The organism is Pseudomonas sp. B611, from assembly GCF_055407965.1.
Genome location: NZ_JBUZST010000023.1, coordinates 59,043 through 78,995, shown reverse-complemented (window position 1 = coordinate 78,995; position 19,953 = coordinate 59,043). Strand labels below are relative to the sequence as shown.

Annotated in this window: 21 protein-coding genes; 6 read left to right on the top strand and 15 right to left on the bottom strand. The window is 62.3% G+C overall.

Translation table 11 applies throughout. The annotated features are described in order from the left end of the window. Nucleotides 1-368 precede the first annotated feature (368 nt). Complete coding sequence (gene dapF, locus ACZRMO_RS27710) at nucleotides 369-1,175, bottom strand: diaminopimelate epimerase (RefSeq protein WP_463974974.1); 807 nt, start codon at nucleotides 1,173-1,175, stop codon at nucleotides 369-371. A 74-nt stretch (nucleotides 1,176-1,249) separates the two neighbouring features. Between dapF and ACZRMO_RS27705 the strand changes: the two genes are divergently transcribed. Then, complete coding sequence (locus tag ACZRMO_RS27705) at nucleotides 1,250-1,753, top strand: P-loop nucleotide/nucleoside kinase family protein (protein WP_463974973.1); 504 nt, start codon at nucleotides 1,250-1,252, stop codon at nucleotides 1,751-1,753. Here ACZRMO_RS27705 and ACZRMO_RS27700 read toward each other — a convergent pair. Then, a complete protein-coding gene (locus ACZRMO_RS27700; protein ID WP_463974972.1) occupies nucleotides 1,750-3,327 on the bottom strand; it encodes a L,D-transpeptidase family protein in 1,578 nt (525 codons plus the stop codon). The two genes, ACZRMO_RS27705 and ACZRMO_RS27700, sit on opposite strands and share 4 nt — an antisense overlap. A 39-nt stretch (nucleotides 3,328-3,366) precedes the next feature. On the opposite strand from ACZRMO_RS27700, the gene ACZRMO_RS27695 reads away from it, so the two are divergent. Next, a complete protein-coding gene (locus ACZRMO_RS27695; RefSeq protein ID WP_017738942.1) occupies nucleotides 3,367-4,080 on the top strand; it encodes a murein L,D-transpeptidase catalytic domain family protein in 714 nt (237 codons plus the stop codon). A 30-nt stretch (nucleotides 4,081-4,110) separates the two neighbouring features. After that, the gene (locus tag ACZRMO_RS27690) at nucleotides 4,111-4,857 is read left to right on the top strand and encodes a creatininase family protein (protein WP_463974971.1); all 747 of its coding nucleotides are present in this window, start codon (nucleotides 4,111-4,113) and stop codon (nucleotides 4,855-4,857) included. 160 nt (nucleotides 4,858-5,017) lie between these two features. Here ACZRMO_RS27690 and ACZRMO_RS27685 read toward each other — a convergent pair whose 3' ends face one another. Both ACZRMO_RS27685 and ACZRMO_RS27680 read right to left on the bottom strand, forming a co-directional pair. Next, nucleotides 5,018-5,359 (bottom strand): hypothetical protein, encoded by a 342-nt coding sequence (locus ACZRMO_RS27685; RefSeq protein WP_124528414.1) that lies wholly within the window; start codon nucleotides 5,357-5,359, stop codon nucleotides 5,018-5,020. A gap of 33 nt (nucleotides 5,360-5,392) precedes the next feature. Next, nucleotides 5,393-6,037: an ATPase gene (locus tag ACZRMO_RS27680; RefSeq protein ID WP_463974970.1), complete on the bottom strand. Its 645-nt coding sequence runs from the start codon at nucleotides 6,035-6,037 to the stop codon at nucleotides 5,393-5,395. Nucleotides 6,038-6,170: 133 nt separating this feature from the next. On the opposite strand from ACZRMO_RS27680, the gene ACZRMO_RS27675 reads away from it, so the two are divergent. After that, entirely contained in the window at nucleotides 6,171-6,416 is a 246-nt protein-coding gene (locus ACZRMO_RS27675; protein ID WP_463974969.1) for a hypothetical protein, read from the top strand. A gap of 3 nt (nucleotides 6,417-6,419) precedes the next feature. Here the strand turns inward: ACZRMO_RS27675 and yfcF are convergent, their stop codons facing one another. Both yfcF and ACZRMO_RS27665 read right to left on the bottom strand, forming a co-directional pair. Further along, nucleotides 6,420-7,052, bottom strand: coding sequence for a glutathione transferase (gene yfcF / locus ACZRMO_RS27670; protein WP_463974968.1), 633 nt, complete (start codon nucleotides 7,050-7,052; stop codon nucleotides 6,420-6,422). A gap of 93 nt (nucleotides 7,053-7,145) precedes the next feature. Further along, on the bottom strand, nucleotides 7,146-7,682 hold the full coding sequence (locus ACZRMO_RS27665; RefSeq protein ID WP_463974967.1) for a DUF924 family protein: 537 nt from the start codon (nucleotides 7,680-7,682) through the stop codon (nucleotides 7,146-7,148). Between the two features lie 243 nt (nucleotides 7,683-7,925). On the opposite strand from ACZRMO_RS27665, the gene ACZRMO_RS27660 reads away from it, so the two are divergent. Further along, on the top strand, nucleotides 7,926-9,080 hold the full coding sequence (locus ACZRMO_RS27660; protein ID WP_463974966.1) for an acetyltransferase domain-containing protein: 1,155 nt from the start codon (nucleotides 7,926-7,928) through the stop codon (nucleotides 9,078-9,080). Nucleotides 9,081-9,210: 130 nt separating this feature from the next. Here ACZRMO_RS27660 and metE read toward each other — a convergent pair whose 3' ends face one another. Both metE and ACZRMO_RS27650 read right to left on the bottom strand, forming a co-directional pair. After that, the gene (gene metE / locus ACZRMO_RS27655; protein WP_463974965.1) at nucleotides 9,211-11,499 is read right to left on the bottom strand and encodes a 5-methyltetrahydropteroyltriglutamate--homocysteine S-methyltransferase; all 2,289 of its coding nucleotides are present in this window, start codon (nucleotides 11,497-11,499) and stop codon (nucleotides 9,211-9,213) included. Nucleotides 11,500-11,596: 97 nt separating this feature from the next. Further along, nucleotides 11,597-12,205, bottom strand: a complete 609-nt coding sequence (locus ACZRMO_RS27650) for a LysE family translocator (protein ID WP_463974964.1) — start codon at nucleotides 12,203-12,205, stop codon at nucleotides 11,597-11,599. Nucleotides 12,206-12,350: 145 nt separating this feature from the next. Here ACZRMO_RS27650 and ACZRMO_RS27645 point away from each other — a divergent pair, with 145 nt between their 5' ends. Next, complete coding sequence (locus tag ACZRMO_RS27645; RefSeq protein ID WP_463974963.1) at nucleotides 12,351-12,725, top strand: GFA family protein; 375 nt, start codon at nucleotides 12,351-12,353, stop codon at nucleotides 12,723-12,725. Between the two features lie 261 nt (nucleotides 12,726-12,986). Here the strand turns inward: ACZRMO_RS27645 and ACZRMO_RS27640 are convergent, their stop codons facing one another. Genes ACZRMO_RS27640 through ACZRMO_RS27610 form a run of 7 tightly spaced genes read right to left on the bottom strand, consistent with a single transcriptional unit; the run spans nucleotide 12,987 to nucleotide 19,802 of the window. Continuing rightward, entirely contained in the window at nucleotides 12,987-14,306 is a 1,320-nt protein-coding gene (locus tag ACZRMO_RS27640) for an OprD family porin (protein WP_463974962.1), read from the bottom strand. 7 nt (nucleotides 14,307-14,313) lie between these two features. Then, nucleotides 14,314-15,147 carry a phosphodiesterase gene (locus tag ACZRMO_RS27635; RefSeq protein WP_463974975.1) on the bottom strand — a complete coding sequence of 278 codons (834 nt, stop codon included), beginning with the start codon at nucleotides 15,145-15,147 and terminating at the stop codon, nucleotides 14,314-14,316. 9 nt (nucleotides 15,148-15,156) lie between these two features. Beyond that, nucleotides 15,157-16,188, bottom strand: coding sequence for an ABC transporter ATP-binding protein (locus tag ACZRMO_RS27630; RefSeq protein WP_463974961.1), 1,032 nt, complete (start codon nucleotides 16,186-16,188; stop codon nucleotides 15,157-15,159). After that, the gene (locus ACZRMO_RS27625; RefSeq protein WP_124528403.1) at nucleotides 16,185-16,979 is read right to left on the bottom strand and encodes an ABC transporter permease; all 795 of its coding nucleotides are present in this window, start codon (nucleotides 16,977-16,979) and stop codon (nucleotides 16,185-16,187) included. The genes ACZRMO_RS27630 and ACZRMO_RS27625 overlap by 4 nt, the downstream gene beginning before the upstream one ends. After that, entirely contained in the window at nucleotides 16,976-17,794 is an 819-nt protein-coding gene (locus ACZRMO_RS27620) for an ABC transporter permease (protein WP_448185545.1), read from the bottom strand. The genes ACZRMO_RS27625 and ACZRMO_RS27620 overlap by 4 nt, the downstream gene beginning before the upstream one ends. Beyond that, entirely contained in the window at nucleotides 17,795-18,799 is a 1,005-nt protein-coding gene (locus ACZRMO_RS27615) for an ABC transporter substrate-binding protein (protein WP_463974960.1), read from the bottom strand. Next, on the bottom strand, nucleotides 18,783-19,802 hold the full coding sequence (locus ACZRMO_RS27610) for a LacI family DNA-binding transcriptional regulator (RefSeq protein ID WP_463974959.1): 1,020 nt from the start codon (nucleotides 19,800-19,802) through the stop codon (nucleotides 18,783-18,785). Before ACZRMO_RS27610 ends, ACZRMO_RS27615 begins: the two co-directional genes overlap by 17 nt. Between the last annotated feature and the right edge of the window lie 151 nt (nucleotides 19,803-19,953).

Below are 19,953 nucleotides of genomic sequence, written 5' to 3'. Positions count from 1 at the left end.
CATCTGTGTTAACTGACAGGCCGCCTTCGCGGGCAAGCCCGCTCCCACATTTTGAGCTGTGTACACCTGCCCTGGACTGCAAACCCAATCCCTGAACTGTGTACACCTGCCCCAACCTGCAAACCCAATCCCCTGTGGGAGCTGGCTTGCCTGCGATAGCGGTGGGTCAGCTTCATCTGTGTTAACTGACAGGCCGCCTTCGCGGGCAAGCCCGCTCCCACATTTTGAGCTGTGTACACCTGCCCTGGACTGCAAACCCAAGCCCTGAACTGTGTACACCTACCCCAACCTGCAAACCCAATCCCCTGTGGGAGCGGGCTTGCTCGCGAAGACGGCCGCCCAGTCACCACAGTTTCAACTGTCTACCTTCAGCCAATGCCAAACACATTACCCTGCATCACCGGCTCCACACTCCCCGTCAACACCACACCGCCCTCACCCGCCCACTCCACCGTCACCATACCGCCATCGCACTGCACCTGAACCCTGGCATCCAGCAAGCCACGGCGGATGCCATTGACCACCGCCCCACAACAACACGACCCCGACCCTAGCGGCACACCCCCGCCGCGCTCCCAGATGCGCAGCCGGATGTGCCCACGGTCCAGCACCTGCACGAAATGCACATTGGTCTTGGCCGGAAACAACGGATGCTGCTCCAACGCCGGCCCCACCGCCGCCACGTCGATAGCCGTGATGTCATCGACAAAAAACGTGCAATGCGGATTCCCCATGCTGCACGCCGCCGGCTCACCTTCGAGCGGCAAGAGGCGGGTATCCATGGCCTCGGCCAACGGCACGGCGGCCCAGTCCAGCGACGGCTCGCCCATGTTCACTGACACCTGGCGCCCCGGCGCCCGCACGCACGTCAGCAAGCCGCGGTCGGTGCGCAGCACAATCGAGTCGCTGCCGGTTTCCTGCATCAAGCGATCCGCCACGCCACGGGTGGCGCTGCCGCAGGTTTCCAATGGCGTGCCGTTGGGGTTCCAGAACTTGATCCGCGCCGCCGCATCGTCGCAATCGAGCACCACGGCGAGCTGGTTGAAGCCGATACCGGTATGGCGGTTGCCCAGGCGGCGGGCGACTTGCGCGGTAATCGGGTCGGCCTGGCCACGGCGGTCGATGATGATGAAATCGTCGCCGTGGGCGTGCATCTTTACGAACGGCAAGGGCATGGGCTGTCCTGTAGTCGACCGATAAGGGAAGTGAAGGATACTCTGAACCGGCCTGACCTAATCGAGAACACAGCATGCTTATTGTTTTCAGCGGCCTTCCCGGCACCGGCAAAACCACGATTGCCCAGGCACTGGCCCGCCAGACCGGGGCGGTTTACCTGCGTATAGACGTGATCGAGCAGGCGCTTCGCAACGCCAATGTGTTGGTCGCAGATGTGGGCGCCAGCGGCTACGGCGTGGCCAATGCGCTGGCGCTGAGCAATCTGCAACTGGGCCATACGGTGATCGCCGATTGCGTGAACCCCGTCAAGGAAAGCCGCGAAGCGTGGCAGAAAATCGCGGCGACGGCGGGTGTGGTGCTGCTGGATATTCAGGTGATCTGCAGCGACCCGCACGAACATCAACGCCGTGTCGAAAGCCGTACGGGTGATATTGCCGGATTGACGCCGCCCACCTGGCAATCCGTACTGGCCCATGAATACGAGCCCTGGGATGTATGGACCCTCGACACTGCCTTGATCAGCCCGGTGCAGGCGGTAGAAGCGCTACTCGCAAGGATGAGCGCCCCCTGCAGCTAAAGCGTCGCGCCCATCGCCTTCATCAGCGCCAAATCCCGCGAGTAGATATCCGGCGCGTACACCAAGCTACCCTGGCGATCGACCTCCACGGTCCAGTAGCCCAGCAACACCGGCACCGGCGTGGCCAACCTGAACTCATGGGTCACGCCGCTGGCCAGCAATTCATCGGTGCGCGCACGCTCGGCCGGGGTCACCAGCAAGTCGCGCAGCATCAACGGCTGTTCGACCCGCACACAACCCGAGCTGAATGCCCGCGGGCCCTTGCTGAACAAGGGTTGGCTGGGGGTGTCGTGCAGGTACACCGAATACGGGTTGGGAAAGCGCATCACGATCTTGCCCAACGGGTTGCGCGGGCCGGCTTCCTGGCGCAGCAGGATGTTACCGGGGCGTGCCCAGTCGATCTGTTCGGGCGCCAGCGGGCGCCCTTCGGGGTCGAGCACTTGCAGGTTCTGCTGGCGCAGGTATTCGGGGTTGAGGCGGATCGCCGGGAGTTTGTCCTCGCGCATGATGGTCGGCGGGATAGTCCAGGTGGGGTTGAGGGTCAGCCGGGTGATGCGTGACTTGAGCAGCGGCGTCTGGCGTTCGGCGCGGCCCACTTGCAGGCGGGTTTGCCACACCGGGATGCCGCTCTGGTACACGCTCAGTTGCGCGGCGGCGACGTTGACCAGCACACCTTCGGGCTCCAGGTCCTGGGCCAGCCAGCGGAAGCGTTCGAGGTTGATGCGCAGTTGCTCGCGGCGGATCGCCGGGCTGATGTTCAACTCGGTCACCGTGCCCGCGCCGATCACGCCATCGGCTTGCAACGAGTGGCTGAGCTGGAAGGCCTTGACTGCCTTGACCAGCTCATCACGATAGAGCTTGCCGCCCGGCGCACTGGCCAGGTAGCCACCGCTGACCAGGCGTCGCGCCAGGTCAGGCACGCGCGGGTCTTCCTTGCCAGGGCGCAGCAGTGGGCCACTGGCGATCGGGTCCCAGTGCGGCAACGGTTGCAGGCGCACGGTGGCATAGGTGTTGCGCAGGCTGCGGTACAAATCGGCGCTGGGGCGGGCCTGGTCAAACCCTTGGGTCATGTCTTGCAGGCCCGTGGCGGCGAAGGTCAGCACTTCGGTGTTCGGGTCACGGGTCGGCGGCTGGGAGTGCCACAGCGGCTCGAAGCGCGATTGTTGCAGCCGACCGTAGTGCAGATCCTGCAGGGCTTGCAGGTACTGGCGGCTGCTATCGATATCGCTGCACAGCACGTTGGCCGTGGCGTCCGGCGCAGGCAGGCTATAGTGGGTGGGGTCCAGGCCGTCATCGGCGAGCAGCACCAGCTGGGCCTGCAATGCCTGCCGGCGCTCGGCGGACCACAGCGCTACATCGCCCTGCTGCTGGTAGAACGCTTGCAGCCGCGATTGGCTGGCGGCGTCGATGTGCGGTGCCAGATGGGGGCACACCGCAGGCAGTGCCGCCAGCGCTTGTTGCAGCGGACTGGCGGAAACAATTGGCACAGGTTCCACCGGCAGCTCTTCGGCTGTCGCGACCAATGGTGCAACGAGCAGGCAAATGCTCAAGTAACATGCGTGTTTTTTGAACAATGGCTTTGCTCCAATCCACAGCGGGGGGATGTACTGTAGATGCTGACTTTTTTGTGCCGCCTCGGCTTGATCACCGTGAGCCTGGCCGCGTTGAGCAATATTGCGCTCGCCGCCAATGGCAACCCTCCTACCTTGTATAGCAGCCTGGCGCGCTCGGCTCCAGAACTCAATCCCACTGTATTGAAAAGCGCCCTGAGCGCCATGCAGTGTGCGGTCAATAATGGCGAGGAACGTTCCGAGCGCCTGGCTGTGATTGACTACTCCCAGCCTTCGACCGCCCGTCGGCTGTGGATCTTCGACCTGCGCAAAAAGACCCTGGTGCTGCGCGACCTGGTGGCCCATGGCGCCAAGTCCGGGGAAAACTTCGCCACCCAGTTCTCCAATCGCGAGGGCAGCCATCAGTCCAGCCTGGGCTTGTTCCGCACCCAGGAGAGCTATTTGGGTACCCACGGTTATTCATTGCGCATGGATGGCCTGGAGCCAGGCTTCAACGATCAGGCCCGCGACCGTGCCATCGTGATCCACGCCGCCGACTACGTCAGCCCGTTGTGGAGCAAGCGCGAAGGCCGTATCGGCCGCAGCCAGGGGTGCCCGGCCGTGCGTCCGCAGGTGGCGCGCCAGGTGGTGGACAAGCTCAAGGATGGCCAGTTCATGTTTTCCTGGTACCCGGACCAGCATTGGTTGAAGTCCTCGACGTACCTCAACTGCAAACCCCAACAGGTGGCGAGTAGTCGTACAATCCGTGGCGGATAGCCTGTCCCCACAGATAAAAGAGAGCAACGCATGCTTCTACACCAATCCACCTGGATCGAAATCGGGCAGTTTCTGGAGCGCAGCCGTACGGTGGTGATCCCCATCGGCTCCAACGAACAACACGGCCCGACCGGCCTGCTGGGCACCGACTGGATGTGCCCGGAGATCATCGCCCATGAGGCGCAGAAGAACGCCGACATCCTGATCGGCCCGACCTTCAATATCGGCATGGCCCAGCATCACCTGGGTTTTCCCGGCACCATTTCGCTGCGCCCTTCCACCTTTATTGCCGCAATTGGCGACTGGGTGCGCTCGCTGGCCGGGCATGGTTTCGACAAGATCCTGTTCCTGAACGGCCACGGCGGCAACATCGCCACGATTGAAGCCGCGTTTTCCGAGCTGTACGCCGAAGCCAGCTTCGCCCGTCGCCCGGCCGGTTTTGCCTTGAAGCTGGTGAACTGGTGGGACCTGGAAGGCGTCAACGCCCTGGCCCAGCAGCAATTCCCGGTGGGCCACGGCAGTCACGCCACGCCGTCGGAGATTGCGGTGACGCAGTGGGCCTACCCGGAGTCGATCAAATCGGCCGAGTACTCGCCACAGATCGCCAATACCGGGCCGATCCGCGAAGCCCTGGACTTCCGCGCACGCTTCCCCGACGGGCGCATGGGCTCGGACCCGGCGCTGGCGACGGTGGAGAAAGGGGGTGAGTTGGTGGCGTTGGCGGCGCAAGGTTTGGTCAAGACGGTCAACGCGTTCAGCAACGAAGCCAAGTCCTAGGCCACACACAAATCAAAAATGTGGGAGCGGGCTTGTGTGGGAGCGGGCTTGCTCGCGAAGGCGGTGTGCCAGTCGCTGAGTGTGTTCGCTGACCCACCGCCTTCGCGAGCAAGCCCGCTCCCACACAACCCCGTTCAACAGTGGGTTGGTGCTGTGCAGACTACTTGCACTCCTGCGCCACCAACTCCAACCGCGACGGCGTCAGCGTGGAAGCCAACGGCTTGCGCTCATACAGGAACACCTTGGTACCATCCTGGGTCTTGTACGCCTCCAGCACATCATCTGCCGCAATCTTGCTGGTCAACACCACTTTGGCGTGGCGCGAGTTCTGCGTGACCGTTGAGGTGATGCCGTGCTTTTCCAGCTTGGGCAGCACGCATTGGGTATAGCCTTCGGGTGTCTTGGCGGTTTGCAGGGTCAGGGTCGGAGCATTGGGAGCAGACACACAACCGGCCAGCCACAACGAAGCAAAGGCCAGGGCCGGGACGAAAAAAGAGCGCATAAAAATTCCTGGAAAAAAATCAAAAAATTCACATCAACCGGCTTGGACCAACGCCTTGAGCGATGCGTCAAACTGGCGCAAGGCCGCTTGCTGAACATCCCGCTGTTGCTCGATCTGTGCAGCAATTTCGGGCGCCGCCTTGTCATGCACCCACACCGATGGCACTTGCTTGTACACCGAGCCTTCGGCCTTGGCGATGTATTGCAGGTTCGCGTTGTAGAACCGCGCAATAAACCGTGCCTCGACCCTGTCGTTACGCTGGGTCAGCAGTTGATTATGGGTGTCGAGCATCACCACCACATCCGGGTGCGCCTGCACCAAGGCATCCAGCGTGTCATACACCGTCACCGAGACAAAGGCACCTTGCAGCGAACCCATCAGCCAATCGATGGCCAATTCCGGGTCGGAACTGTTGACGAACGCCTGGCGGATACGCTCGTCGAGGGCATCCTTGGCGCCGTTCAAGGCCATGTCGTGATAGCGTTCAAGGTAACTGAGGTTGTCGCGAGTGCTATCACTCAACAACACGCCTACCGACTGCGCGTGCTGCAGGGAGTCTACGCTAGCGTCGATGGGTAGCAAATGGCCTGTTCGCAGTTCACCGGCAATGGCGGCGTTGTTTACGGCCACAGTGCCCAGCATCAGGGCCATCAATGCCAGCTGGATAATCGTCCTCATCGCGCATTTCCTTGAACAGCGTTTCGATGGGGCAATTTTGCGCTTTTGCGCAAAAAACAGAACGTGCAATCGGTGATGGTGACTATTATCTGAACCGATAGTGCCTACATAAAAAATAGATAAGGACCCGACCATGAAGCCCCACCAGAAAACCTTCGACCGCATCCGCGAAGCCGTACTGCCGGAGTTTCGCGATCGGGTCGCCGATTACCTGGTCGATTATGAAAGCGTCTTGCAGGACGAAACGGCCGACGCCGATCAGCGTTGCGCCAGTGCCCAGCAATTGCGCGGCTACCTGCGCGGTTTGAACACCACGCGAGTGCTAGGCATGGCCGATTGGGAAGACCTGGACCGCCGCGTCGCCCAGGAATGGCTGTAATTTCTAGAGCGCAGGCCGCGGCTGGTTGACCCAAGCCTGCACCGACGGCCGTTGCCACTGGCGTTGCGCATAGGCCACCAACTCGGCGGGCACGCTGTCGCCATTGAGGATCAGGCGATTGAGCATCACGGCCAGGTCCACGTCGGCAATCGACCAGGCGCCGAACAGGTAATCCGGGTTACCCGCCAGCAGCGCTTGCGCCGCGCCGATCAACTTCTGCGCGGCGGCTTGGCCCGCAGGGGACAACGGCGGCATCTTCTGCCCGCAGAACACCACCAGCGTCGAACGCTCCTGGCGAATCGGCAGCAAATCGCTGCGCAGCCACGCCTGCACCTGCCGCGCCCGCGCGCGCTGCTTGGGGTCGGCGGGGTAAAGCGCTGGCTCGGGATAGGCCTCGTCCAGGTATTCAGTGATCGCCGACGATTCCGACAGTGCAAAGTCGCCCTCCTCCAGGGTCGGCACGCGCTGGGTCAGGGACAGCTTGGCAAAATCGGCCGTCTGGTTTTGCGCGGTGTCCAGGTCCAGGGTCAAGGTATCGAAGGCCAGGCATTTTTCCCGCAGAGCCACAAACACAGACATTGCATAGGGGCTGGTGAACAGATTGTCGACGTACAGGCGCAGTGAACGTGGGTGCATGGCAGGGCTCCTTTGATGAAAGCCCACGCTACGAGATCTGCGGCGGGAAAGACAATGGCGGGTTTTTATAGGGGTATTCCTGGCGGGAATGACCTAACCGGCGAACCCGCCCTTGTCCAAAAAAGCCTGCTCTTGCTCAGTGCTGGCGCGGGCCAATACCTTGTTGCGATGAGGGAACCGTCCAAATCGCTGGATAATCTCGGCGTGTTCCTTGGCCCAGTGGTAGGTGTTGGCGTCCAACGTCTGGTTGAGGGCCAGGGAACGCTGCTGGTCCGCGGGGTCTTCCGAATGCTCGAACGGCAGGTAGCAGAACGCACGCAAGGCGGGCTCGATCAACTGATCCCACCCGGCGTCTACCATGCGCCCGGCATACAGACGGGCCAACGGGTCCGTGGCGAACATATGGGCCGTGCCACGAAAGGCATTGCGCGGGTATTGGTCGAGCAGGATCAGCAGGGCCAGCGCGCCTTCTGCCGAGTCCAGCCAGCTTTCCAGCTCACGGCGGGCGGCTTGCAGGTGGGCGTCATGAAAGGTGTCGCGAAAGCTGGCGTCAAAGGCCTCGTCCTTGGCGAACCAACGCTGGGGGCCGGCGTTTTGCCAGAAGTCGATGACGGATTTTGGGGTGGTCATGGTGAATACCTGCGAAAGCGATTTGGCAGACGTTAGCAGAATCCAAGGCTCGACGAAGACCCCGGTGGGAGCGGGCTTGCTCGCGAATGCGGTGTGTCAGCAAAAAATGTTCTGACTGACCCACCGCATTCGCGAGCAAGCCCGCTCCCACAGTTTGATCGGTGTGAGGCTCAAAAATGGGCGATGGGCAGTTTATGTTATAGGATAACACCCAATTTCCACCCTGCCCTGCGATCCCTACCCATGCCCGACGCTGTCCCCCTACGCCAACGCCTGCTTTCCATCGACGCCCTGCGCGGCCTGGTGATCCTGTTCATGCTGCTGGATCACGTGCGCGAAACCTTCCTGCTGCACCGCCAGGTCAGCGACCCGATGAGTATCGACAGCACCGAGCCCGCGCTGTTTATCAGCCGTACCCTCGCCCACCTGTGCGCCCCGGTGTTTGTCTTGCTCACCGGGCTGTCGGCGTGGCTGTACGGCCAGAAATACCAGGGCCGCCGCGACGTGTCGGCGTTCCTGTTCAAGCGCGGGTTGTTCCTGGTGGTGCTGGAATTCACCCTGGTCAACTTCGCCTGGACCTTCCAACTGCCGCCCAGCGTGATCTACCTGCAAGTGATCTGGGCGATTGGCGTGAGCATGCTCGCCCTTGCCGCACTGGTGTGGCTGCCGCGCCCGCTGTTGTTCGCCGTGGCGATTGCGCTGATTGCCGGGCACAACCTGCTGGACGGCCTGCACTTCGCGCCTGGTTCGATGTTGCAAAATGGTTGGGCGATCCTGCATGAACGCAGTTGGATCGAGGTAGGCGACAGCCTGCGCCTGCGCATCACCTACCCGGTGTTGCCGTGGATTGGCGTGATTGCGCTGGGCTATGGCCTTGGTCCGTGGTTTGCCAATGACGTGCAGCCGGCATTGCGTCAGCGCTACTTGGCGCTGGCGGGCGTGGCGGCGTTGGTTGGGTTTGTGCTGTTGCGTGCGCTCAATGGCTACGGCGAGAAGCCTTGGCAGGCCTATGACAGCGGCGTGCAGACGCTGATGAGCTTTTTCAACGTGACCAAGTACCCGCCTTCGCTGTTGTTCCTGGCGTTGACGCTGGGGATTGGCTGGCTGCTGTTGCTCGCGTTTGAGCGTGCGGGGCATAAGCGGTGGATTGGCATGCTGGCGACGTTTGGGGCGGCGCCGATGTTCTTTTACTTGCTGCATCTGTATGTGTTGAAAGCCCTTTATGTTGCTTGTGTTGCGATGTTTGGCCTCAATCATGGCCGCTATTTTGGCGCAGACAGTATTGGCGCGATTTGGCTGGTCGCGCTGTTGTTGCCGCTGGTGCTGTATCCGCCCGTGCGTTGGTTTGCGGGGCTTAAAGCACGGCGCCGCGACCTGGCCTGGCTCAAATACCTCTGACTCGACACAGGCCAAATGTGGGAGCGGGCTTGCTCGCGAATGCGCTAGTTCAGCCAGTACATCCGGCGACTGACACTCCGTCTTCGCGAGCAAGCCCGCTCCCACATTTTGACCGTGTCCTACTCAGGAATCAGGCCAGTTCAGCACGCAGTTGACGGGCCGCCGTCACCATATGAATCAACGCCGCCTCCGTCTCCGGCCAGCCACGGGTCTTCAAGCCGCAATCCGGGTTCACCCACAAGCGCTGCGCAGGAATCCGCTTGGCCGCCTTGCGCAACAGGTTGGCCATTTCCGAGGCATCCGGCACCCGTGGCGAGTGGATGTCATACACCCCCGGGCCGATTTCGTTCGGGTAGGCGAAGGCTTCAAACGCGTCCAGCAACTCCATGTCCGACCGTGAGGTCTCGATGGTGATCACGTCGGCATCCATCGCTGCGATGCTTTCGATCACATCGTTGAACTCGCTGTAGCACATGTGCGTGTGGATCTGGGTTTCATCGCGCACACCCGAGGCGCACAGGCGGAACACTTCGGTGGCCCAGTCCAGGTAGTGCTGCCACTGCGCCTGGCGCAACGGCAACCCTTCGCGAAACGCCGCTTCGTCGATCTGCACGATCTTGATCCCGGCGGCTTCCAGGTCCACCACCTCATCGCGGATAGCCAGGGCCAGTTGCCGCGCCTGTTCTTCGCGGCTCACGTCTTCGCGAGGGAAGGACCACATCAGCATGGTCACCGGGCCGGTCAGCATGCCCTTCATCACCTTGTGGGTGAGGCCTTGGGCGTAGCGGATCCACTCCACCGTCATGGCTTTCGGTCGGCTCAGGTCGCCGAAGATCAGCGCCGGTTTCACGCAGCGCGAACCGTAGCTCTGGACCCAGCCAAAGCGGGTGAAGGCATAGCCGTCCAACTGTTCCGCGAAGTACTCGACCATGTCGTTGCGTTCGGCCTCACCGTGTACCAGCACGTCCAGACCGAGGTTTTCCTGCACCTCGACGGCGTGCTTGATCTCGCTGTGCATGGCTTCGACGTATTCGGCTTCGCTCAACTTGCCAGCCTTGTACGACTGGCGCGCCAGGCGGATCGACGCGGTCTGCGGGAACGAACCGATGGTGGTGGTCGGGAACAGCGGCAGGTTGAGGCCGGCACGTTGTTTCTCGATCCGCTGGGCGAACAGCGACTGGCGCTGGCTGTCGTTGGCCGTGATCGCGGCGACGCGGGCTTGCACGGCAGGTTTGTGGATGCGCGGCGAAGCGGCACGTGCAGCTTGCACCGCACGGCTTTGCGCCAAAGCGGCCAATACGTTGGAGGCTTCAGGTTCGTTGACCGCCTGCGCCAGCACTGCCACTTCGGCGCACTTCTGCACGGCAAACGCCAGCCAGCTTTTCAGCTCGCCATCCAGTTTGTCTTCGCGGGCCAAGTCGACCGGGCTGTGCAGCAACGAGCAGGACGGCGCGACCCACAGGCGGTCACCCAATTTGTCATGGGCGTGCTGCAAGGTAGCGAGGGCTTTTTCCAGGTCGCAGCGCCAGACGTTGCGGCCATTGACCACGCCCAGGGACAGTACCTTGTAGGCCGGCAAGCGGTCGAGAATGGTCGGGTACTGTTCCGGTGCGCGCACCAGGTCGATATGCAAACCATCCACCGGCAGGTTGGCGGCCAGGCCGAGGTTCTCTTCCAGCCCACCAAAATAAGTGGCCACAAGCTTTTTCAGCGGGTCGCGCTGGATCAGGTTGTAGGCACGCTCAAACGCGTTTTTCCAGTCTTGCGGCAGGTCCAGCACCAGGATCGGCTCGTCGATCTGCACCCACTCCACGCCCAGGTCGGCGAGGCGCTGGAAAATCTGGCCGTACAGCGGCAGCAGGCGATCGAGCAGGTCAAGCTTGTCGAAATCAGCGCCCTTGGCCTTGCCCAGCCACAGATAGGTCAACGGGCCGATCACCACCGGCTTGACGTTGTGCCCCAGTTCGCGGGCTTCCTGCACTTCTTCGAACAGTTGATCCCAGCCGAGGTGGAACTGCTGGTCGGCGCTGAATTCAGGCACCAGGTAGTGATAGTTGGTGTCGAACCATTTGGTCATTTCCTGGGCGTGGGCGCCGCCGCAGCAGCTGTCGCTGACGCCACGGGCCATGCCGAACAAGGTCTGCAGCGTGGCTTGGCCATCGGCCGGACGGAAGCGCTCGGGGATCACGCCAAACATCAGCGAGTGGGTCAGCACCTGGTCGTACCAGGCAAAATCACCGGCCGGCAGCAAATCGATGCCGGCTTGTTTTTGCAGGTCCCAGTGGGTCTTGCGCAGATCACGGCCAACGGCCCGCAAGCCGGCTTCGTCGAGCTCGCCCTTCCAGAACGCTTCCTGCGCTTTTTTCAGTTCACGATCGCGTCCAATGCGCGGAAATCCCAGGGAATGAGCGACTGCCATGACTTACAACTCCAATGTCGTTATGTATGGCAGCTATTGTCGGCACACAGCGATAGTGAGACAAACTCATATTATTCTAGATCATCACAAGATCCACTCATGTTGAGAGCCAGTGGATATAGAACGCGTGAAACATGAAATACGCACACACCGCCAGCGCCACCCCCATGCAGCGGTTGAACAGCGTAAACGCCGACGTGCCGTTGATCCGCCGCCCCAGCACTGCGCCGAGCATCGCGTAAATCCACGGCGCACCGAACGCGCCAAAGGCCAGCACCGCCGAAACCAACGCAATGGACACCCCGGTGATATGCGCTGCGGGGAGCATCACACTGGTGATCGGCAACACCGCCATGATGCCCTTGGGGTTGAGCAACTGGATCACCAGGCCGTTCCAGAACGTAAGGGTTTTGACGGGCACGGTTGAAGCCGTTTCATCCACCACCGTGCGCGCCGTGAACACTTGATAGGCGAGGTACAAGGTGTACACGCCGCCAATCAGCGAGATATACGGCAACGCCGCCTGGGAAATGATCGCCTCGCCGGTGTAGCCAAACAGCACAAACAACAACAGCATCGCGCAACCCACACCGATGAAAAACCCGGTTGAGCGGCGGAACTGGCCAGTGAGCCCGGCGTTGAGGCCCATGAAATTCACGGGGCCAGGGCTGTACATGACGCTGAAGGCGTAGAGGAAGATGTCCATGGAAAACCTGCAGTAGAGGAAGTGTGGCGAGTCTACTGAGGGGGGTTGGGGGGGTTCTTGTACGTTTGTGGTTCGCCCTTAACGGGAGCAAGCCCCCTCGTCACAGGTATAGTGCTTGTCTGCCCCTTTCAGGATCGAAACCAACATGGATGCCGTTACCCAAGGCAGTTGCCTCTGTGGCGCAGTCACGTATCAAGTCACTGCGCCGCTCAAGGCCGTCACCCACTGCCATTGCCGCAAATGTCAGAAAAGCCATGGCGCTGCGTTTGCCAGTTACGCCAGTGCGCCCCGCTCCGCCGTCAGCATCCAGGCTGTTGCAGATACGCTGAAAAGCTATGAATCCTCACCGGGTGTCACTCGCCAGTTTTGCCTGGCGTGCGGATCATCGCTGTTCTGGCAGGATGCCAACGGGCTCTATCCAGAGTGGATTTCGATTGCGCTGGGCACGCTCGACACCCCGTTTATTGCGCACAAACAGGCGCACAGCTGCATTGAATCGAAGGCGGCATGGGCTGAATGAGAACCAAGGTAGGTCTGGCAACATCTCTGCCGGCAGTGCCGCCGCCTTCGCAGCCTCGCTAAAGCTCGACAGCTCCCACAGGGGATTGGGTTTGCAGGTTAGTGCAGGTGAACACAGTTCAAAATGTGGGAGCTGGCTTGCCTGCGATGGCGGTGGGTCAGCTAAAAAAATATTGGTTGGTAGACCGCTATCGCAGGCAAGCCAGCTCCCACAGAGGGTTGATTGTTCCCACAGGGATCAGTTGTGTCTGGGGCGACCTGGTTACATCAACGGAATCGAATAATTCACAAACACCCGATTCTGGTCCTGGTCCCGCGCCACTTCGCTGCGTGACACGCCATTGCGCCACCCAAACCCGACGTTCTTGAACGTGCCACTCTGCACCACGTAGTCCAGGGCAATATCCCGCTCCCACTCGCTGGCATCGTTGCCACTGGCGGTGCGGATGTTAACGCCCTTGAGGTACATCATCGACGCCTTCAAGCCCGGCACGCCCAGTGCGGCGAAGTCATAGGCGTATTGGGCGAAGGCCGTGCGTTCACCGGCCTGGATGAAGGTCTGCACGGTACGGTCGGTGTAGAGGTACAGGCTGGAACCGCCCTCCCCTTTGTTCACCAGGCCACCCTGGTTGAGTTGGGCGAAGTTGCTGTCGTCCGACACCTGCTGGTAACCGGCGGTAATCGCGTGCGGGCCCAGGGAGTAGATGAATGCCGCACTCCAGGTGTTGTTGTCGATTTCACCGTTGCCGTTCTTGGTATAGCCGCCGAGCTTGTAACCCTCGGCACGCCCGGCGGCCGTGCTGTTTTTACCGTCGGAGGTGGTCTTGAAGTAGCGCAGGTCGGTCTTCAAGGAGCCGTAGTCACCCAGCGGCAATACGTGGATCAGCCCGGCAAAATGCTGCTGGTAATAGTCTTCGAGGTTGGCGTAGTAGTACTGGACCAACAGGTCCTTGTTCACCTGGTAGTCGGCACCGGCGTAGTTGAATTTGTTGCTTTCCTGAGTACCGCCCGCCGCTGCCAGGCCGCTGCGGTCGCTGGAGCCACGGCCGGTGGTGTGTTGCAGCTGGCCGCCGATCAGGGTCAGGTTGTCGATGTCTTTGCTGGTGATTTGCCCGCCTTCAAAGGACTGCGGCAACAGGCGGCCGTCGTTGCTGACGAGGATCGGCAGGTTCGGGCGCAGGTAGCCGTAGCGCAGTTCGCTCTTGGCAAAACGCGCCTTGGCCGTGGCGCCGCCACGGGCCCAGTTGTCGGTAGCCTTGCCGTCTTCGTTGGGGATCATAGAGCTGCCAACGTGGCGACCGGCGCCGCTGTCGAGGGTGATGCCGAGCATGCCCACCGCATCCAGGCCAAAGCCGACCGTGCCGTCGGTAAAGCCCGATTGGTAGTTGAGGATAAAGGCCTGGCCCCACTCTTCAGTCTTCGACGGTGCGGCGGTGCCGTCACGGTTGTCGTTGTTGAAGTAGAAGTTGCGCATGCTCAGGTTGGCTTTGCTGTCGCTCAGAAAATCCGCCGAAGCCAAGGGGCTCAGGGCAATGCCCAGGCCGCCGGTCAATACGCTTAACACATTCAAAGTGGCTTTCATCACAACCTCAGTCAATTAATCCATGGGCGTCATAAAACGGGTACGGCCCCGGGTAGTCCCCGAATACGCCGTTGTGGCTGATCAAACCCTGTTGCGCCTGCCAGCGATGCAACAGATAGCCCGCCGGCTCCAAATTGAAATGCGCGGGCGCCGCTTCTTGTAAATCCAGGACGATCTGGTGCGAGGTGCCGGGGCACACACAACTCATGCTGCCGCCAAAACGCCGCTGCATCGGCCGGTGCAAGTGCCCGCACAACAGGCGCTCGACCTGTGGATGGCGGGCGACCACGTGCTCCAGCGCAGCCGCGTTGATGAACGGCTCGCGGTCCATATGGCCGATGCCGCTGATAAACGGCGGGTGATGCAGGATCAGCAAGGTCGGCGCGTCAGGCCGCAGCGCCAATTGCGCATCCAGCCAGTGCAACTGGCTGTCCAGCAACTGCCCGCCGTGGCCGCCGGGGATGGTGGAATCCAGGCCGATCAGGCGCAGTGGATGGTCGTCCACCACCCAATCCAGCGGGCCGTCTGCCGAGGCCGGCAAGTAGGCGTGGTCACGGAACGCCTCGAGCAACGGCCCGCGCGTGTCGTGGTTGCCCGGCACCAGGTAGCACGGCATGTGCAGGCGCGCGAGTTCGGGGTGGAGCACGGCGTATTCATCGGCGCGGCCGAAGTCCACCAGGTCGCCGCTGATCACCACGATGTCGGGGCGCGGCTGGCTGGCATTGAGGTGGTCCACGGCACGGCGCAAGGCGCCCAGGGTGTCGACCACGCCGTAGGTGAGGCGCTGGCCGGCTTTAAGGTGCAGGTCGCTGATCTGCGCAACGAGGAACGGACGATTCAACATAGATTCTCAAGCATTCAGGGTGAACAACATGTGCGGCGCAATCGCCAGGGCAATCGGCGCGCCGACGGCGTACAACTGGTTGTCGCTGCTGTCCACCAGCAGCGGTTGCGGGGCGCCCACATCCACCAGCAGGCGGCTTTGCGCGCCCTGGAAAAACTGCGCGACGAGATGCCCGTGCAGGTGCCCTTCGCTTTCCATCACCCGCAGATGTTCCGGGCGGCAGTACAGGGTGTTGGGCAGGCTCGCTTCGTGCCACGGCAACTCGCCGCCGCAGACTTTCAGGCCATGGGCTGACGGCGCGATCACCGCAAAGGCATTGAGGTTGCCGACAAAACCGGCGACGAAGGCGTTGGCTGGCTTCTGGTAGATGTCGCGCGGGCTCGCCAACTGCGCCACCCGGCCTTGCTCCATCACCAGGATGCGATCACCGAGGGCCATGGCTTCGCCCTGGTCGTGGGTGACGAAGACCGAGGTGATGCCCAGCCCACGCAGCAACTCATTGAGCTCACTGCGCAGGCGTTCACGCAGTTGCGCATCGAGGGCGGCCAGCGGTTCATCCAGCAGCAACACCTTGGGCCGCGGTGCCAAGGCGCGGGCCAGTGCCACGCGTTGGCGCTGGCCGCCGGACAATTCATGGATGCTGCGCCGGCCGTGATCCTGCAAGCCCACCAGTTCCAGCAATTCATCGCAGCGCTGGTTGCGCTCCTGCACGGGCACGCCGCGAATCTTCAAGCCGTAGACGATATTCCCCGCCACATCCAGGTTGGGAAACAGCGCGTAATTCTGGAATACCATGCCCACATCGCGGCGTTCGATAGGCAGGCGTGTCACGTCCTGATCGCCAAAAAACACCTGGCCCACATCCGGGCGTTCCAGGCCGGCAATCAGGCGCAAGGTGGTGGTCTTGCCACACCCGGACGGGCCGAGAATCGCCAGGGTTTCGCCGCCTTCGACGGTGAGGTTCAAGTCATGCACGGCCACGGTGCCGTCGGCGAATGCCTTGCGACAGCCTTGCAGGCGGATAGTGATAGCGGTCATCGACGCTCTCCACGGGACAAACGGGCGCTGATGGCCTGCAACGCAATCAGCAGCGGCACGATCATCAGCAAAAAGATAAGGGTGTAGGCGCTGGCGATTTCCAGGCGCGCCGAGGCGTAGCTGTCGGCCAGGCCCACGGGCAAGGTCTTGGTCATCGGCGTGTGGAGCATCCAGGTCAGGTTGAATTCACCCAGGGACAAGGTCACCACCATCAGCACGCCGGCGAGAATCCCCGCGCGGCAGTTGGGCACCACCACACTGAAAAAGCGCTTGATGGGACCCGCGCCGAGGCTGGCCGCCGCCTCCTCCAGCACCGGCAATTGCTGGCGTTGCATCACCGCCATCACCGGGCGCACCAGGAACGGCAAGGTGAACAGCACATGGCCAACGAGGATGAACAACCAACTGCTGCGAAAGCCGCCGAACTGGCCGTAAGTCAGCAACAGTGCCAACGCACTGGCCAGGCCCGGCATGGCCACCGGCAGCACCATCAGTTCTTCAAAGGCGCGGCTGAAGCGATTGTTCATGCGCACCAGGGCGTAGGCCGCCGGCACGCCAATCACGCAGACGCACACCGCGCAGGCCAGAGCCAGTTGCAGCGACAGCCACACCGTCGGCGAGTAGGCCTGCCACACCTGGATCAACCAGTCGAAGGTCAGGCCGCTGGACACGCCAACGAAGAAATTGCGCGTCAGCCCGGCCAGCAACGACATCAGCACTGGCACCAACATGAAGGCGCACACCAGCAAGGTGAACAGCAGTTGCAGCACGAACAACGATGAGCGCTTCACAGGACGGTCCCCGCGTTTTTCACCAGGCGCCGGGTGAGCAGCAACACCGCCCAGGTCAGCGCGCCGAGCACCACCGACAGCGCAGCGGCGACGGCGAAGTTGGCGTAGTTGGTGAACACGTTGTAGATCGCCACCGGGGTGACATTGAGCCGTGTGCCCAAAGTAAACGCTGTGCCAAAGGCGCCCATGGACGTGGCAAAACAGATCGCCCCGCAGGAGGCCAGCGCCGGCGCCAGGCCCGGCACGATCACGTCGCACACCACGCGCCAGTGCCCGGCACCGAGGGAGTGCGCGGCTTCTTCCAGGCTGCGATCGAGGCTTTCACAGGCGGCCATCACCGTGAGGATCACCCTGGGGATCGAGAAGTACAGGTAGCCGATAAACAGCCCTGCCAACGAGTACGCAAAGATCCAGCGTTCACCGGCCAGTTGCAGGCCCAATGACGCGAACAAGCCCTGGCGCCCTGCCAACAGAATCACCAGGAAGCCCACGACCACACCGGGAAACGCCAGGGGAAAGGTCAGCAGCGCCACCAACGCCGAGCGCCCGAAAAACTGCTGGCGCGCGAGGAACACTCCGCTGATACCCCCGACCAACAACGCGGCGAGCGTGACAAACACCGCCAGCGCGCAGGTTTGCGCGAGGCTGCCCAGATACTGCGCGCTGCTGAGCACTTGCCAGTAGCCGCTGCCGTTGCTGTCGCGGCTCTCGGCACCGAGCAGCACCAGGTGCGCCAGTGGCAACAGCCAGAACGCGAGCAGCACCGCAAAGGCCGGGGCCAGCGCCCAGGCCGCCTGTTTTGCCGATGCAGCCACTTACTTGACCTCGTTCAGGTAACGGGCGGCGAAGGCTTCCTGCACAGCGGCCATTTTTTCGTAATCCACCACACCGGCACGGGCGTAGTCACTCTCGGGGAGGAACTGTGCGGCGACCTCGGCCGGCATTTCTACCGGACGCACCGGGCGCAGGTAAGCCTTGGCCCAGAGTGCCTGGCCCTGGTCGGACAGGACGAAGTCGAGGACTTTTTCCGCGTTGGCCCGGTGCGGCGCGTTGGCCACTGCGCTCATCACGTAGGGCACGCTGATGCTGCCTTCCTTGGGGATCACGAAGGCGACGTTGGCGTTGTCCTTGTAGCGCGCGCGGTAGGCGTTGAAGTCGTAGTCCACCAGGATCGGCAACTCACCGGACAGCACCCGCGCATAGGCAGTTTGCTTGGGCACGATGGGGGCGTTTTTCGCCAGCTTCTGGAAGTAGTCGATGGCTGGGGCGAAGTTGTCCAGGTCGCCGCCGAGGGCGCGGTTGATCGCCACCGCCGACACGTAGCCGACGAACGCGCTGGACGGGTCGAGATAACCGACCATGCCTTTGTATTCAGGCTTGAGCAGGTCGGCCCAGCTTTGCGGCACCGGCAGGCCGCCGAGGGCATCGACGTTGACCATGATGCCCAGGGTGCCGGAGTGGATCGCGAACCAGTGGCCGGCCGGGTCTTTCAAGCCCGCAGGGATCTGTTCGAAGCCCTTGGGCTTGTAGGTGCCGACCACCTCGGCTTTTTGCGCTTGCAGGCCGAAGGTCACGCCGTAGTAGACAACGTCGGCCACCGGTGCGGCCTTCTCGGCGACCAGTTGCGCCAGGGATTGGCCGGAGTTCTTGTTGTCCAGCGGCACCTGCACGCCGGTGCTGGCGGCGATGGCCTTGAGCTGGGTGCCCCAGTCGGCCCAGTCCGGCGGGCAGTTGTAGCAAATCGCGGTGTCGGCGGCCTGGGCCAGGCTGGCCACGCCGCACAGCAGCACGGCGGCCAGGGTTTTACTGAATGCGCGCATCAGAGCTCTCCTCACGGGGTTGAGTACTTTCACCTGGCCGGATGTGGCAAGGCAGGCAATGGGAAATCGGTTCGTTGCCGGCGATCTGTGCCAGCAGTTGGTCAATCACCGTGCTGGCGAGCAGCGCGATGGGTTGCACCACGCTGCACAGCGTCGGGTGCATCTGGGTGCCGAGGCTGATGCCGTCGAAGCCCATCACCGAGAGTTGCTCGGGGACATTCCAGGCGTTGCGGCGCAGCTCGGCGATCAGGCTGATGGCCAGGAAATCGTTGGAACACACCAGCGCGGTGGGCGCGTCGGGGCCTTGCAGAGACGGTGCGATGGCGGTGAATTCGGCTTGGGTATGGGCTGGCATCTCGATCACCGGGCGCGCGTCGAGGCCGTACTCATTCATCGCATCGCAGTAGCCGGCATAGCGCAGGCGAGCACGATCCGATTGCAGCGCAGGGCCGGCGACCATGCTGATGCGCCGGTGGCCGGCGTCCAGCAGATAGCGGGTGGCCAAGGCCATGCCGGCGCGGTTGTCCACCGACACGGCGCTGTAGTTGGGGTTGCCCGGTTGGTGATAGGCCAGCACGAACGGCGTTTGCTCGGTGTTCAGGCTGCTGAGCACCGCGTTGCTTTCGGCGTCGGTGACCGTCAGCACCAAGCCATCCACGCGTTGGCGCAGCAGCTCTTCCACCACGATGCTTTCGCGCTCGCTGTTGTAGTCGGTGGTGGCCAGCACCAGGCTGTAGCCCCGTGAGCGCGCAGCGCGTTCCATGGCCTGGAACTGCTCGGCGAACACCGGGTTGAGCAGGTTCGGCACCACCACCCCGATCAACTGGGTGGTTTGCAGGCGCAGTTGGCGGCCCAGCAGGTTGGGCCGGAACCCCAACTCACGGGCGGCGGCGAACACCTGCTCGCGGGTCGTCGGGCGCACCTGGTCCGGCGAAGCAAAGGCCCGGGCGGCGGTGGCTCGGGACACACCGGCCAGTCGGGCAACGTCTTTCAGGTCAGTCATTGTCACTCGCTTGAGATCGATCTCATTGGCGAGGACAGTAGCGGGGGAATGTGGCAGTTCGGCGGTAAGCAGATGACAGTTTGAAGGCACTTGACCTGATACACACAGATCAAAATGTGGGAGCGGGCTTGCTCGCGAAGGCGGTGTGTCA

Coding starts and splice junctions, on each gene's coding strand:
- ACZRMO_RS27675 (WP_463974969.1), top strand. CDS start 6,171: ATGAAGCCCCACCAGAAAACCTTCGACCGCATCCGCGAAGCCGTACTG.
- ACZRMO_RS27640 (WP_463974962.1), bottom strand. CDS start 14,306: ATGAAAGCCACTTTGAATGTGTTAAGCGTATTGACCGGCGGCCTGGGC.
- ACZRMO_RS27630 (WP_463974961.1), bottom strand. CDS start 16,188: ATGACCGCTATCACTATCCGCCTGCAAGGCTGTCGCAAGGCATTCGCC.
- ACZRMO_RS27685 (WP_124528414.1), bottom strand. CDS start 5,359: ATGCGCTCTTTTTTCGTCCCGGCCCTGGCCTTTGCTTCGTTGTGGCTG.
- metE (WP_463974965.1), bottom strand. CDS start 11,499: ATGGCAGTCGCTCATTCCCTGGGATTTCCGCGCATTGGACGCGATCGT.
- dapF (WP_463974974.1), bottom strand. CDS start 1,175: ATGCCCTTGCCGTTCGTAAAGATGCACGCCCACGGCGACGATTTCATC.
- ACZRMO_RS27665 (WP_463974967.1), bottom strand. CDS start 7,682: ATGACCACCCCAAAATCCGTCATCGACTTCTGGCAAAACGCCGGCCCC.
- ACZRMO_RS27695 (WP_017738942.1), top strand. CDS start 3,367: ATGCTGACTTTTTTGTGCCGCCTCGGCTTGATCACCGTGAGCCTGGCC.
- ACZRMO_RS27650 (WP_463974964.1), bottom strand. CDS start 12,205: ATGGACATCTTCCTCTACGCCTTCAGCGTCATGTACAGCCCTGGCCCC.
- ACZRMO_RS27660 (WP_463974966.1), top strand. CDS start 7,926: ATGCCCGACGCTGTCCCCCTACGCCAACGCCTGCTTTCCATCGACGCC.
- ACZRMO_RS27705 (WP_463974973.1), top strand. CDS start 1,250: ATGCTTATTGTTTTCAGCGGCCTTCCCGGCACCGGCAAAACCACGATT.
- ACZRMO_RS27610 (WP_463974959.1), bottom strand. CDS start 19,802: ATGACTGACCTGAAAGACGTTGCCCGACTGGCCGGTGTGTCCCGAGCC.
- ACZRMO_RS27615 (WP_463974960.1), bottom strand. CDS start 18,799: ATGCGCGCATTCAGTAAAACCCTGGCCGCCGTGCTGCTGTGCGGCGTG.
- ACZRMO_RS27645 (WP_463974963.1), top strand. CDS start 12,351: ATGGATGCCGTTACCCAAGGCAGTTGCCTCTGTGGCGCAGTCACGTAT.
- ACZRMO_RS27680 (WP_463974970.1), bottom strand. CDS start 6,037: ATGAGGACGATTATCCAGCTGGCATTGATGGCCCTGATGCTGGGCACT.
- yfcF (WP_463974968.1), bottom strand. CDS start 7,052: ATGCACCCACGTTCACTGCGCCTGTACGTCGACAATCTGTTCACCAGC.
- ACZRMO_RS27690 (WP_463974971.1), top strand. CDS start 4,111: ATGCTTCTACACCAATCCACCTGGATCGAAATCGGGCAGTTTCTGGAG.